Origin of the sequence: Shewanella sp. Actino-trap-3, from assembly GCF_002836275.1 — a bacterium.
Taxonomy (GTDB): Bacteria; Pseudomonadota; Gammaproteobacteria; order Enterobacterales; family Shewanellaceae; genus Shewanella; species Shewanella psychromarinicola.
On the sequence record NZ_PJCE01000001.1, the window covers coordinates 1,985,896 to 2,001,065 of the forward strand.

A 15,170-nucleotide genomic window follows, 5' to 3' on the forward strand; every position below is an offset into this window, starting at 1 on the left:
TAATATGATTAAGAGTTTTGCCTGCGGTGTTACACAGTATTAACGATTAAATTGGTTTAGCTCACGTAGTTCACTGCCTACTACCCGATAAAACGTTTCGCCTTCTTTAACCATACCCAACTCATTGCGGGCACGTTCTTCAATCGCTTCGGTGCCACGTTTTAAATCGATAATCTCTTCTTTGAGGATTTGATTTCGAGCGACTAGCTTATCATTACTTTGTTCTTGGGCCGCTATTTGGGTTTGCAGCACGACATATTCTGAAAAATTGTTATCGCCCTGCCAAAGTCGGTACTGTAAAAGTGACAATAAACAAATCAGTAAAAATAGTAATCGTTTCATAATATTAAGTTATGTCGAAGTAACCCCTAGAAAACATGTCCGTTATAGTACAACACAAAAGGCCACCCAGTGGTGGCCTTTTTCAGTTAAAGCAAAAAAAATTATGCTTGGCCTTTCACTTCTTTAAGACCGTTGTAAGGTGCTTTTGAACCTAGGGCTTCTTCGATACGTAGCAATTGGTTGTATTTCGCAACACGGTCACTACGGCTTAGTGACCCTGTTTTAATTTGGCCTGCCGCGGTACCAACAGCTAAATCAGCAATCGTTGAATCTTCTGTCTCGCCACTACGGTGAGAGATTACAACAGTAAAGCCTGCATCTTTAGCCATTTTAATGGCAGCCAAGGTTTCAGTTAATGTACCGATTTGGTTGAATTTAATTAGGATAGAGTTAGCGATACCATTGTCGATACCACGCTTAAGAATTTTTGTATTTGTTACGAATAGATCGTCACCCACTAATTGGATTTTATCGCCCATTAGTTTAGTTTGGTGAGCGAAACCATCCCAGTCAGATTCGTCAAGACCATCTTCGATAGAAACAATTGGGTAGCGTGTAGTAAGATCTTGTAAGAAGAAGTTAAATTCTTCAGAAGTGAATTTTTTGCCTTCACCTTTAAGATCGTAAATATTTGCTTCTTTGTCGTAAAACTCAGATGCAGCACAATCCATCGCTAACGTGATGTCTTTACCTAACTCGTAACCAGCGTTTGCAACAGCAACTTTGATTGCAGCAAGTGCCGCTTCGTTAGAGGCTAGGTTAGGCGCAAAACCACCTTCATCACCCACAGCCGTTGAGTGACCGTCAGCTTTAAGCACTTTAGCTAAGCTGTGGAATACTTCTGCGCCCATACGTAAGCCTTCACGGAAAGTCTTAGCACCAACGGGTTGGATCATGAACTCTTGAATATCAACGCTATTATCTGCGTGCTCGCCACCATTGATGATATTCATCATTGGAAGTGGCATAGAGTAAACACCAGGTGTACCGTTTAAATCAGCAATGTGAGCATATAAAGGTACGTGTTTAGCTGCCGCAGCCGCTTTAGCAGCCGCAAGAGACACAGCAAGAATCGCGTTAGCGCCAAATTTTGCTTTGTTTTCTGTGCCATCTAAGTCAATCATGATTTGGTCAAGTTCAGCTTGAGCCAATGCATCTTTACCTTTAAGCGCTGCAGCAATTGGGCCATTTACAGCAGCAACGGCCTTAAGTACACCTTTACCTAAGTAACGTGTTTTGTCGCCATCACGAAGCTCTAATGCTTCGCGACTACCGGTAGAGGCGCCAGATGGTGCCGCAGCCATACCCACAAAACCACCTTCTAAATGCACTTCTGCTTCAACCGTTGGGTTACCACGCGAATCCATAATCTCGCGACCAATCACTTTAATGATGTTAGCCATAATTCCCTCGTACTTTGTGTAAGTAAATTAAAAAATTAAAAGAAATAAAAAGTTAATACCAATACAAAAGCATAAAACACTCAGAAAAGCAGATTTATTGGTATATAACTTTCAGTTTTGTAATTTAAATTCGATTTGTGCTTAGGATAAATCTAATTGGACTTTGCTTCAACTTAGTTTTCACTCTCGTTTGAGATCATAGGTGCGATTATTTGATCTCGCGCAAGCATTTTGAATAAAAAAGCCGTTAATGCATGCATTAACGGCTTGTTGATTAAACGATGTCGCGTTTTTGATACGCATAAGAAGCGGCAATAAACCCTTCAAATAATGGATGCCCATCGCGCGGTGTTGAGGTGAATTCTGGATGGAATTGACCCGCAACAAACCATGGATGATCAGCAAGCTCAATCATCTCAATCAATTTACGATCAGAAGACAATCCACTGAATATTAGGCCCGCTTGTTCTAAACGCTCAATATAATTGTTGTTAACTTCGTAACGATGACGATGGCGTTCAACACAAGTATTTGACTTGTAAGCTATTGCAGCTTTAGAGCCTTCTTTCAAATGGCAAAGCTGTGCGCCTAAACGCATTGTGCCACCTAAGTCAGACGATTCATGACGCTGTTCAATATCGCCATCATCGTTAATCCATTCAGTGATTAACCCTACCACTGGATGTGGAGTCTGCTGATTAAACTCCGTTGAATGTGCACCTTCTAAACCGGCAACATTACGTGCAAATTCAATTAACGCCACTTGCAAGCCTAAACAAATACCAAAGTAAGGTAGTTTGTTTTCACGGGCAAATTTAGCAGCAAAAATCTTACCTTCTATGCCACGCTCACCAAAGCCACCTGGGACTAAAATACCGTCTAGGCCTTGCAACACTTCTTCGCCTTTGGCTTCAACCGTTTGCGAATCAATGTATTTAATATTGACAGTCACACGGTTTTTTATACCCGCATGCTTTAATGCTTCGTTAACTGATTTATAGGCATCAGGTAGTTCAATGTATTTACCAACCATACCAATGGTCACTTCACCATTAGGGTTCGCTTCTTGGTAAATAACATGTTCCCATTCAGACAAATCGGCTTCGTTGCAATCGAGGTTGAAACGTTTGATAACCAGATCATCCAATCCTTGCGAGCGTAATAATGCAGGGATTTTATAGATGCTATCTACGTCTTTTAATGAAATAACCGCCCGTTCTTCAACATTACAGAATAGCGAGATTTTGGCTTTTTCAATTGCTGGAACCGCACGGTCGCCGCGACAAACCAGTACATCCGGAGCAATACCAATAGAGCGTAACTCTTTAACAGAGTGCTGAGTTGGCTTGGTTTTAATTTCACCTGCAGCGCCTAAGAATGGCACTAAGGTTAAATGCATAAATAACGTGCGTTCACGTCCTAGCTCTGCACCTAATTGACGAATAGACTCAAGAAACGGTAATGATTCAATATCACCTACAGTGCCACCGATTTCCACAATCGCCACATCATGGCCTTCACCACCGGCTAACACTCTTGCTTTAATGGCATTAGTAATATGAGGGATAACCTGAATCGTTGCGCCTAAATAATCACCACGACGTTCTTTACTAATGACTTCTTCGTAAATACGGCCAGTAGTAAAGTTATTGCGGCGATTCATTTTGGTGCGAATAAAACGTTCGTAATGACCTAAGTCGAGATCGGTTTCAGCACCATCTTCAGTGACGAAAACTTCACCGTGCTGAGTGGGACTCATGGTACCCGGATCGACGTTAATATAAGGGTCAAGTTTCATAATGGTTACATTGAGGCCACGCGCCTCTAAAATTGCCGCCAGCGAAGCTGCTGCAATGCCTTTACCTAGTGATGAAACAACGCCACCAGTAACGAAGATATACCTTGTAGTCATGCTGAACCTGAGAAATATATTGGAAAAAAACGTGCTTGTAAGAAAGCACTAGGATGGGACGATATTATAGCAAAGCCACCTCGTTTCGACAAACTTAAACGCGCTAATTTTAGCTTAATTTGCGTTTTCATCTTGTTTCACCGCATTCCAGTACCGGTCTAATTCGTCCAGAGTATGGTTTTCTATAGGTTTGCCGTTTTCAGCTACGTGCTGCTCTACACCTCGAAATCTACGTTCAAATTTCTGATTGGCTTGGCGTAGAGCTTGCTCAGGATCAACCTTTAAATGACGGGCGAGATTGACTACGGCAAATAGCAAATCACCCATTTCATCAACAATCCTAGGCTGATAGAAATCAGGGTTTTGATCCCGTTTACTCACCTCCACCAGCACTTCATCTATTTCTTCATGTACTTTGGCAACCACAGGGGCCAGTTCTGCCCAATCAAAACCGACTTTAGCGACTCGGTGTTGAATTTTTCGTGATCGGGTTAGCGCAGGTAATGCTTGGGGAATATCATCTAACGCGGAGTGCAGTTGTTTTTGCTGACGTTCAGACCCTTTTAATTTTTCCCACGCGTGGCTTAAATCATCGGTATTGGTGATTGCCACAGTCGCTTCGGTTTCTGGCTGGGTAAACACGTGCGGATGACGACGAATCAACTTATCACTAATGCGCTCAATCACGGTGGAAAAATCAAACTTACCTTGCTCTTGCCCCAGTTGACAATAAAACACCACCTGAAACAGTAAATCACCCAGTTCATCAGGTAATTCCTCCCATGCTTGTCGCTCAATCGTATCAACGACCTCGTAAGCCTCTTCTAATGTAAAGGGCACTATACTGGCAAAGTCTTGAGCCAGATCCCAAGGGCAACCAGAATCAGGATTGCGTAATTGCTGCATGATGGTCAGTAACGATTGAATATCTGCCATAGAAAGGGCCTTTTTTGGGAGTGAAACCTAATAAAAAAAGGCACCTAATAAGTAGATGCCTGTTCAATTAATACATGAGGTTATTTATAATCGACGAGATTCAATAACACCATCAACTTGCGACAGTTTCGCGATAATTCGTGATAAACCATCTAAATTATACAGCTCAAGTTCAAGCTCTACGGTGGCTGTTTGGCTTTTAACATCAGAAGATGAACTCATGGCCATCACATTGGATTTTTCTGCTGCAAGCACTGTGGTTAAATCTCGCAGTAAACCACTGCGATCATTGGCAAGGACTCTTACGCGGATACGATAACCACCAGAGTAGTTTTCCCCCCAAATGACATCCACGCTACGTTCAGGATGAGCGCGCATTAACTCTTTTACTTGCTCGCAATCACTGCGGTGCACAGAGATACCCCGTCCCATAGTAATATAACCAAAAATCTCATCGCCAGGTACCGGTTGGCAACAACGTGCAATGTGGCTCATTAAATTACCCACACCATTGACTTCAACTTGGCCTTTACTCGATCTTTTAGGTTTATTTGACGCTTTCTTTATAATATCTTCAAGTAAGTCTTCGTCAGTGTCTTCTACCTTATGAATTAAGGTGTCAGTAAAGTTAACCACTTGATTTAAGCGTAAGTCTCCCCCACCGATGGCAGCCAGCATGTCATCCATTGAATTTAAATTAAAGCGCTCAACCGCCACGACTGCGTCTTTAACTTTTAAACCTACACGGGCTAATTCAGACTCAAGCATCTCTTTACCCGCGGCAATATTTTTATCGCGGTCTTGTTGTTTAAACCAATGTTGTATTTTTGAGCGCGAACGGGATGATTTTATATAACCTAAATTAAGATTAAGCCAGTCACGTTTAGGGTTTGGGGTTTTTGAGGTGATAATTTCAATACGCTCACCGGTTTCAACTTGGTAAGTGAATGGTACAATGCGGCCATCGACTTTGGCGCCAATGCACTTATGACCCACTTGTGAGTGAATATAGTAAGCAAAATCGAGCACAGTTGAGCCTAACGGTAAGTCGACGACTTCTCCGCTAGGCGTGAATACATACACTCGGTCTTCAAAGACTTGACTGCGGACTTCGTCAACCAAATTACCACTTTCGGCCACATCTTCTTGCCACTGTAAAATTTTACGCAGCCAATTAATTTTTTCTTCGTAACCCGTTTGTTTGGTGGTACTGGCACCTTCTTTGTATTTCCAATGCGCAGCGACCCCAAGTTCAGCGTCTTGATGCATCGCTTCGGTACGAATTTGAATTTCTACTGTTTTGCCTTCAGGCCCAACAACCACAGTATGAATAGATTGATATCCATTAGGTTTTGGATTGGCGACATAATCGTCAAACTCACGCGGAATATGATGCCAAAGGTCGTGTACAACCCCTAATGCACCATAGCAATCTTGTAATCTGTCGGTAACGATACGTACAGCTCGAACGTCAAAAAGCTCATCAAACTTAAGATCTTTGCCCTTCATTTTGCGCCAAATACTGTAAATGTGCTTAGGACGACCGTACACTTTAGCGCGAATATCATCACTGTCTAAACGCTGTTGCAACTGGGTCACAAATTTGTCGATAAACACTTCACGATCAACACGCTTGCCATCAAGTTGTTTGGCGATGTCTTTATAAACCGTTGGATGTAAATAGCGAAAAGAAATGTCCTCAAGTTCCCACTTAAGCTGGCCAATCCCCAAACGGTTTGCTAATGGTGCATAGATATCGGCAATTTCACGCGCTAACAACACCCGAGTTTCTTCATCGGAATTTTTTACCGCGCGCAGTAAACACACTCGTTCGGCTAATTTGATCACTACGGCGCGAACATCTTCAACCATTGCCAATAGCATTTTTCGAATATTGTCGATTTGCGGTTCAGCATCACGTGAGTTTTTACTGACTTTTAACGCCCCAATGGCATTCATGGTCACGACGCTGGCGACTAATTTGGCAAGATTATCACCGTATTGCGCTATAATTTGCTCTTCATTGAGAACGCCAGCATCCAAGAGCAAAAACAACACTGCGGCTTGCAGCGTTTCAATGTCCATATTCAGCGGCGCAAGAATTTCAATCATTTCACGTGCACGTGCCAGCAACTCGGTGTGAGCCAGTTTATTTTTAACCGGTAAGGCCTCAACATGCTGGATCAATTCCAATAAGGTTTGCGCGTCATCTTTATCGACAAGATAACGAGCCACCCATTCATCTAGATGGAATGCTTGCGTATTAAAATGTGCTTCGCGAACAGATACCATGAACCCTTCCTTAGCCGCATGACCGACTGATATTCAACCATAGTATCCACTCTAATCGGTGCAGACATGGTGTTAACAACAACTAAACGGCCTATCTTGAAAATCTACATTGTTTTGTCAATTCAATAGTGCTCAGTTGAAAAAATTTTTAGCATACCTATCGTGTATGGCTAAAACTGATGTTTATTTATCTAATTCAAATAACACCATCGCTTCAATATGGTGTGTCTGCGGGAACATATCAACTAAACCCACTTGGGCAATACGATAACCATTGGCTAATAATACACTACTGTCGCGGGCTAAACTTGCCGGATTACATGAAACATAGACCACTTTTTTAGGTTGCATTTTCTGTAACCATTGTAAACTTTCAAAGGCTCCTGCTCGAGCAGGATCAAGTAACAGCTTATCAATTTTGCCTAGCCAGGTTTGTGTCGATAAATCGGCACTCAAATCAGCATGATGAAAGGTGACATTATCTAACTGGTTATCAATAGCATTTTGTTTAGCTTGTTGCACCATTTCAGGTACACCTTCGACACCTATAACCTCTGCAGCTCGTCGAGCTAAGGGTAAACTGAAATTACCGACACCACAAAACAAGTCTAGAATACGCTCGCCAGCCTGAGGGGCTAACCACTCAATGGCTTGATCCACCATGGCCTGATTAATAGCACCATTAACCTGAACAAAATTGCCTGGCGTGAACGAGCAGCGAACCGATTCCTGTGCAAGATGATAATAAGGTAACGCGACTAAATCATCATTGGCTTGTGACAACGGATACAATTGCGTCAATTGACCAGCATCATCTTGCAATAATAAGTTAAGTTGATGTTTTTCAGCAAAGCCCGTTAACCAACGAATATCGGATGCTGGCAAGACTTTAGTGACTCTTAATACGGCAAAATTACCGTTATCGGCTTGGGTAAGTTCAACATGCCCTAAACTAGCCTTAGCTTTGAGTTGATTTAAATTAACCGCCAATGGGGTAATTAACGCGGATAAAGACTCTGCTAATACAGGGCACTGCTGAATAGAGACAATTTTATTGCTATTTGCTGCACGAAATCCAAGTTGTAGCCGCTGAGAATTTTTATCGAATAATGTTGCCAATCTGGCACGTCGACGGTAATGCCACGCCTCTCCCACTAAAGGTTCTGCGATGATATCGGCTTCAATGGTTTTAGCACTGGACAGCTTGCTGATGAGATCAACTAAGCTAGTTTGCTTATGATCGCGTTGCACATTCGTGTCCATATGCTGTAAATCACAGCCGCCGCATTGATGATAATGAGGACAATGAGGGGTGATTCGATGAGCAGATGCCACATCAATAGCAATTAACTTGGCCTTAGCATAGCTTTTCTTTTGTTCCACAAATTGTACTGTGGCCGTCTCTCCTGGCAGCACACCAGGAATAAACACAATTTTACCTTGATGTTGCGCTATGCCCGCACCTAAATGGTCAAGTTGAGTCACGCTGAGGCTGAGCTTTGCTGATAATTGCTTAGATTTGTTCGGTTTTGCTTGGAAAAATTGTGCCATTTCGGCCTCAGGTATTGAATAAAAAACTAGTCAAGAGTGCGCCATATCTGGCAGTCTAGACGCAATATCAACGATTTAGTAATAGGGACACACCTAACTACCATGAAAAGTGCCAACAATATGACCAAATATAGCCTACGCTCTTGGGTTCTGGTACTTGCGTTAGCACCCACTATCGTAGTGGGTATTCTACTTGGAAGTTATTTCACGATAAACCGCTTTTATGAATTAGAACAAACCTTAATTGAAAAAGGCAGCAATATTGTTGAACCGTTAGCGATTGCCAGTGAATTTAGTATTATTAATCAAGATCGTGAATCCACTAAACGTATACTCGCCGCATCGCAAATTAACAACGCATCATTGATCCTCTCTATTGCGGTTTTTGATGCCGAAAACCAACTCTTTGTGACCTCGCACTACCACAAAGATTTTGAATCTATGCGCTACAAACAAGCTTTGGCAAACTTACTCGGGACAGAAAATGAAACAATTGGCGATACGTTAGTCATTCGTGTGCCAATAATATCTCATACTGGCTTAGAACCAAAACCGGTTGCCAGTATGAATCGCCCGAGTGATGGCAACATCGATAACAATTCCTCAGTCAATGATACCGTAGAGCCCATTTACAACAGTCAACAAGAGCGGATATTAGGATACATTTCAGTATTACTGAATAAGGAAAACGCCCTGCTCGAGCAACATCGAGCGGCAATCGCCGCGTTTATTATCGTATTAATTGGCGTACAATTTAACCTGTTTTTTACCTTTCGCTTAGTCAAACACGTTAACTACCCCATTACAGAAATGGTTCGTGTAGTCGCCAAAATCCGTGAAGGTAAGCTTGATACTCGCCTAGAAGGCAACTTAATTGGTGAACTTGACTTGCTTAAACGAGGCATCAACGCAATGGCAGGCTCATTGTCAGAATATCACGATGAAATGCAGCAAAACATTGATCAAGCCACCTCAGATTTACGTGAAACCCTTGAACAGATTGAAATTCAAAACGTTGAGCTCGACATTGCCAAAAAACGGGCCCTTGAAGCGAGCCGTATAAAATCTGAATTTTTAGCTAACATGTCCCATGAGTTACGAACACCACTTAATGGCGTCATTGGATTTGCAAAGCAGCTACTCAAAACACCATTGCATACCAGCCAGCTCGACTACATTAAAACCATTGAACGCAGTGCCAGTAACTTACTTGGCATTATCAACGACATTCTCGATTTCTCGAAACTAGAAGCAGGTAAAATGGTATTAGAGAAAATGCCATTCGCACTGCGTGAAACACTCACAGAAACCTTGACGATTATTGCTGGTAGCGCCCAAGAGAAAGGCCTAGAACTGGTTATCGACATCGACGCAAATGTGCCAGAGAGCGTCAGTGGTGACGCGATGAGAGTCAGTCAAATTATTACCAACTTAGTCGGTAACGCTATCAAATTTACCGACAAGGGCAGCGTAATACTCAAGATACACTTGGTGGGTCAAGACGAAGATAACATCACCTTACGCTGCGAAATTATCGATACCGGTATTGGTGTTAATGAAAGCCAACAAGATTATCTATTCCAAGCATTTGGCCAGGCCGACTCATCTATCTCACGCCGCTTTGGCGGCACAGGACTAGGCTTGGTGATCACCAAACGCTTAATTAACCAAATGGGTGGCCAAATAGGCTTTACCTCTGCGCCAAATAAAGGCTCAAATTTCTGGTTTATTCTGCCGCTTGGGATCAGTCAATTCGAAATTGGTGAAGTACTTACCGTTGATGTATTGCAACATAAATCAGTATTGTTGTATGAGCCTCGGGAATTAACCCGCGATACATTAAATCGCCGCTTAGTGTCATGGCAATTAATTATCACTAATGTTGCAAATCTAGAAAACCTCACATCAGTATTACAAAGTAAAACCAGCAAGTTTGATTACATCATCATGAGCTGTCATGGTTTTGCGGACAATACGGTCTTTATCCATTTCTTGCAACAAGCCAGGCAGCATACCGACTGCCTTATTTTATTGCATGACTGTTTAAATCAAGACATGATCATCAATGTGCTCAAAGCCAATGCAGATGTATTACTCAACACTCCGGTCAGCGATTTTACCCTAGCACATCATTTAATCTATCCTCCGGTGCCTTCAACTTCAGTGCGTCTCCCTGAACTGATTAGCCCAGACCCATCGCCACGCCTGAAAGCATCGGTATTAGCCGTTGACGATAATATGGCCAATCTAAAGTTAATTGATACTTTACTCAAAGAATTAGTTGAGAACGTGGTCACAGTCAATAATGGCGACGATGCGATAAAGCAAACTAAGGCACAAGCGTTTGACTTAATCTTTATGGATATTCAAATGCCTGGAACTGACGGCATTAGCGCAACCCAGCAAATACGCTCAGAATCACTCAATCGTAATACGCCCATCATTGCAGTAACGGCACACGCTATCGCCGAAGAGCGTAACAATATTTTAGCCAGTGGTATGGATGGTTTTTTACCCAAACCCATTGATGAACTATCACTAAAAGGGGTGATTAGCCGCTGGATAACTAAACCACAATTGACCCATTTTGATTCCCATGTACTAAATTGGGATTTGTGTTTAACCCAAGCGAACCAAAAAACAGATTTAGCCTTAGATATGTTAAAGATGTTGGTTCATTCATTACCCGAAACAACAGCCGCTATCGATACAGCATTCATAGCCAGAGACGCACAGACATTACTCCAAGCCGTACATAAGCTGCATGGTGCAACATGTTATTGCGGCGTACCGACAACACAAAAGCTGTGTAGGGATATTGAGTCAGGATTAAAGCATAAAATTGACATCGATGACTTAGAACCTGAAATACTAGAGTTACTTGATGAGTTAACTAAGGTAGAATCGGCAGCAAATCAAGTAATAAACCAGCTATCAGTGGATGTACCCCATGACCAGTAAAACCGGTTTTTTTAAACGCCTAAAGGCATTATCGTTACCTCAAAAGCAGCTTTTTGCCCTCGCACTGTGCCAACGAATGCTGCCCAACTACCAACTGTTTTCTGAAGTCTGTGAGTTTGGCCAACCACAGGTCCTAAGCACGGCATTAGAGTTATTATGGCAAAGCCAATATGACAAAAAGCTTAAATTCAATATTGATGTGCATTTGCAACGTCTGGATGAAAACACCCCTGATCCAAGCCAATTTGAAGCCTATGGTGCTTATCCCGCCATGGATGCTGCAGTGGCCATTGCCACTTTAATGGGTGCAATAGACGGAAAAATTGAAGAAGATATTACTAATATCAGTAAGTTATCATCAAGTACTGTGGCTAACTACATTGAGGCTATTAGTGAGGAATCATTAATGGATGAAGCGCTGGATGAATTTGTGTTTTCACACCCAGTAATGGAAGAAGAAAAACAATTACAAGGTATGTTACTCGACATTATCGAAGCCAATCCTGAGATCAACATCGAGTTGGTTAAAGGTTTACGTAAAGATATTATCGAAACGGGTGTGTCTAATATCGGCATTAGTCTATAGCAATACTATCAATAGATTTTACTTAGCCTGGAAACTATTCCAGGCTTTTTATTGAGCGTCATAGCCAAAATTTTTTATCACAGTTTCAGCGGCAGCAACCCACATAGAGAAACCGATAACTGGACGTGAATGATCGGTCATTAAGCTCGGCGGTGATTATTAGTAGAACGGTTATCGCATCGAAGAAAACAAGTAACTTTTTTAGTGATTTTTTACGCTGAATGAGCAATATTGCCACAATCAAAAGTATTAAAGGCCTGTTTTAGCTTAAAATCAAAAATAAACGCTCGTTTAACTTTAGCCTAATTGCATCCTGCTATCAAAAAGCAGTACAGTGATCTTATTATCACTTTGCTAAGGAATTGCGAGGAATGTCCAGTATTCTTACCCCGCTAATCGCTGTATTTATAATTATGCTTCTCGGCAGTATCATTCAGAAATTGAGACTTTTACCACCAGACACCGATCTGATCCTCAATCAATTTGTCTATTACATAGCCTTCCCAGCGATTTTACTCATTGTTTTAGCTGAAACTCACATTGAAGATATTATTCAGTGGGGCTTTGTTGGTGGCTTTAGCCTGGCGATGATCATCACTTATGCGCTGGTCATTGGCGTATCACTATGGTGCAAGCCTAAGCAGCAAGCGGTTGCCGCAATGCGCGCGTTAAACGCCACGTTTGGCAATACTGCATTTATTGGTATTCCATTGCTGAGCCTATTGTTCCCAGGTCACAAAATGGCATTAGTGGCCGCAGCGATTGCCAGCTTGCTGTCGGTGTTCATGTTCGCGTTTGCTTTAGTCTCTATTGAACTGGCCAGCCGTAATAAACAATCAACCGACCATGCCATCATCATCATGGCTAATGCACTGTATAAAAACCCGATAGTGGTCGGCAGTCTTATTGGTATAGGCCTATCGGCATTTCATATCACCTTACCCGCTAGCCTGGCGTTAGTGCTGCACCAAGTGGGAAACACCTCCAGTCCTTGTGCACTGTTTGCCATCGGAATGGTACTTGCCAAAGCGTTACGGCATCAGTCAATCACGAACATGTTCAGTCTTAGCTTGATTGCAGAACTGAGTTTAATCAACTTACTCAAGATAATTATTCAGCCCCTTATTGCCTTTGGATTACTGAAACTCTTCGGCGTAGAACACGAGTTACTGACTATGGGAGTCCTGTTAGCAGCCTTACCAACTGCAGCAAGTGTGTATTTATTGGCAGACCGATACCAAATTAATGCCAATGGCAGTGCCCAAGGGATTTTATATGGCACATTAGTCACTTTTATTAGTTTGCCTATAATAGAAACACTTTTAAAATCATATGCTTGATAATTGACCGAGTTAAGGCGATAAAATAATCAGTGATATTTTTATGCCAACCACTTTACTGTATATAAAAACAGTATATACTGTTTATCAATACAGTGGTTCAGTCGCTTCATTGACAGGGATTCATTATGCTTTGCCAACTCAGCATCAATAATTTTGCTATCGTGCGTTTTTTAGAACTCGACTTTAAAGCCGGTATGACAAGCATCACCGGAGAAACCGGTGCAGGTAAATCGATTGCTATCGATGCCCTTGGGTTATGTCTTGGTAATCGCAGTGATGCCAATACCATCAGACCCGGCGCAACGAAAACTGAAGTGAGCGCGCGGTTTACGCTCCACGATGTCCCTTTAGCTAAACGCTGGCTTGAAGATAACGATCTTGATGCTGAAGATGGATGTATTTTACGTCGAACCATTAATAATGATGGCCGATCTAGAGCCTATATTAATAGTAATCCGGTCCCGGTTTCGCAATTAAAAGCCGTTGGTCAACTCCTGATAGGCATTCATGGCCAACATGCTCACCATGCCATGCTCAAAAATGATCATCAGTTAGCCTTACTCGACAGCTACGCTAACCACAAGTTGTTACTTGATGCCGTCAGTGCCAGCTATCAGCGCTGCAAGCAAGTGGAAAACGAGCTAAAGCATCTTGAGCAAGCTCAGCACGAACGCATTTCGCGTCAACAGCTGCTGCAATATCAAGTAGAAGAGCTTAATGAGTTCAACTTAGGCTTGGAAGAATTTGATGAAATAGAACAAGAACACAAACGCTTAGCCAATGGCACAGATTTAATTGAACGTTGCCAAGCTGGTTTACATTTATTGACCGAAAGTGATGAAGGCAATATAGAATCGCTGCTTAATAAAGTGGCCAGTATTGCTGATACGCTTCAAGGCTATGATGAATCCCTTGCTCCTATCGGCACTATGATCAGCGATGCGTTAATTCAAGTACAAGAAAGCGCTAGCGAAATTGAAAGTTATTTAAGCAGTTTAGAGCTTGATCCAGAACATTTTGCCTATTTAGAAAAACGCCTTTCAACGGCAATGCAATTGGCGCGTAAGCATCATGTGAGTGCTGATAAGTTGGCGCTACATCATCAAGCATTGATGAGTGAATTGGCCGAACTTGCTGACGACGAAACTAAATTAGATGGTATAAGACAGCAACTTGAAGCCACCAGAAATGCCTATTTAACCAATGCACAAAAACTAAGTCAAAGTCGTAGCCGTTATGCTAAAGAACTCGATAAATTGGTCACTCAGTCAATTCATGAATTGAATATGCCTAAGGGCAAGTTCCATATTCAGGTTAACTATGAAGCAACTAATATCAGCTTAAATGGTTGCGACCAAATTGAGTTTATGGTTACCACTAATCCCGGCCAACCTTTACAACCTATTTCAAAAGTAGCCTCAGGCGGCGAACTATCACGCATTGGCTTAGGCATTCAGGTGATTACCGCCAGAAAAGTCGCCACTCCGACGCTTATTTTTGATGAAGTGGATGTGGGCATATCGGGTCCTACCGCTTCGGTTGTTGGCCGTATGTTACGCAGCCTTGGCGAGTCGACTCAAGTATTGTGTGTTACTCATTTGCCACAAGTGGCGGGTAACGGTCATCAGCATATGTTTGTCAACAAATTCAATAAAGCAGGTAGTACAGAAACCACCATGCAGGCCTTGGATAAAGATCAACGGGTGAATGAACTTGCGCGCTTATTAGGTGGTGATGTCATTACCGAAAATACCTTGGCTAATGCCCGTGAGTTGTTGCAATAATCGTTATGCACTTATAAAAAGCAAATCAATATGTTAACGTAAAATTAACATAGATTTACG

The 15,170-nt window shown here is 42.2% G+C and carries 10 protein-coding genes; 4 read left to right on the forward strand and 6 right to left on the reverse strand.

Annotated features, from left to right (window positions below; translation table 11 throughout):
- Nucleotides 1-39: 39 nt before the first annotated feature.
- The 6 genes from ftsB to rlmD all read right to left on the reverse strand — a co-directional run bounded on the left by ftsB (nucleotide 40) and on the right by rlmD (nucleotide 8,436).
- Nucleotides 40-342 (reverse strand): cell division protein FtsB, encoded by a 303-nt coding sequence (ftsB, locus tag CXF80_RS08470; protein ID WP_101032459.1) that lies wholly within the window; start codon nucleotides 340-342, stop codon nucleotides 40-42.
- Nucleotides 343-443: 101 nt separating this feature from the next.
- Nucleotides 444-1,745 carry a phosphopyruvate hydratase gene (gene eno / locus CXF80_RS08475; protein ID WP_101032460.1) on the reverse strand — a complete coding sequence of 434 codons (1,302 nt, stop codon included), beginning with the start codon at nucleotides 1,743-1,745 and terminating at the stop codon, nucleotides 444-446.
- A 274-nt stretch (nucleotides 1,746-2,019) separates the two neighbouring features.
- Nucleotides 2,020-3,657, reverse strand: a complete 1,638-nt coding sequence (locus CXF80_RS08480; protein ID WP_101032461.1) for a CTP synthase — start codon at nucleotides 3,655-3,657, stop codon at nucleotides 2,020-2,022.
- A gap of 114 nt (nucleotides 3,658-3,771) precedes the next feature.
- On the reverse strand, nucleotides 3,772-4,593 hold the full coding sequence (mazG, locus tag CXF80_RS08485) for a nucleoside triphosphate pyrophosphohydrolase (protein WP_101032462.1): 822 nt from the start codon (nucleotides 4,591-4,593) through the stop codon (nucleotides 3,772-3,774).
- An 84-nt stretch (nucleotides 4,594-4,677) separates the two neighbouring features.
- Nucleotides 4,678-6,885, reverse strand: a complete 2,208-nt coding sequence (gene relA, locus CXF80_RS08490; protein WP_101032463.1) for a GTP diphosphokinase — start codon at nucleotides 6,883-6,885, stop codon at nucleotides 4,678-4,680.
- A 183-nt stretch (nucleotides 6,886-7,068) separates the two neighbouring features.
- Nucleotides 7,069-8,436 carry a 23S rRNA (uracil(1939)-C(5))-methyltransferase RlmD gene (gene rlmD / locus CXF80_RS08495; protein WP_101032464.1) on the reverse strand — a complete coding sequence of 456 codons (1,368 nt, stop codon included), beginning with the start codon at nucleotides 8,434-8,436 and terminating at the stop codon, nucleotides 7,069-7,071.
- A gap of 120 nt (nucleotides 8,437-8,556) precedes the next feature.
- Between rlmD and barA the strand changes: the two genes are divergently transcribed.
- The 4 genes from barA (at nucleotide 8,557) to recN (ending at nucleotide 15,110) form a co-directional block, all read left to right on the forward strand.
- Nucleotides 8,557-11,397 (forward strand): two-component sensor histidine kinase BarA, encoded by a 2,841-nt coding sequence (gene barA, locus CXF80_RS08500; protein ID WP_443019017.1) that lies wholly within the window; start codon nucleotides 8,557-8,559, stop codon nucleotides 11,395-11,397.
- Entirely contained in the window at nucleotides 11,387-11,983 is a 597-nt protein-coding gene (locus tag CXF80_RS08505) for a YjaG family protein (protein WP_101032466.1), read from the forward strand. The genes barA and CXF80_RS08505 overlap by 11 nt, the downstream gene beginning before the upstream one ends.
- Nucleotides 11,984-12,354: 371 nt before the next feature.
- Entirely contained in the window at nucleotides 12,355-13,323 is a 969-nt protein-coding gene (locus tag CXF80_RS08510) for an AEC family transporter (protein ID WP_101032467.1), read from the forward strand.
- Between the two features lie 128 nt (nucleotides 13,324-13,451).
- Nucleotides 13,452-15,110 carry a DNA repair protein RecN gene (gene recN, locus CXF80_RS08515; RefSeq protein WP_101032468.1) on the forward strand — a complete coding sequence of 553 codons (1,659 nt, stop codon included), beginning with the start codon at nucleotides 13,452-13,454 and terminating at the stop codon, nucleotides 15,108-15,110.
- Nucleotides 15,111-15,170 lie beyond the last annotated feature (60 nt).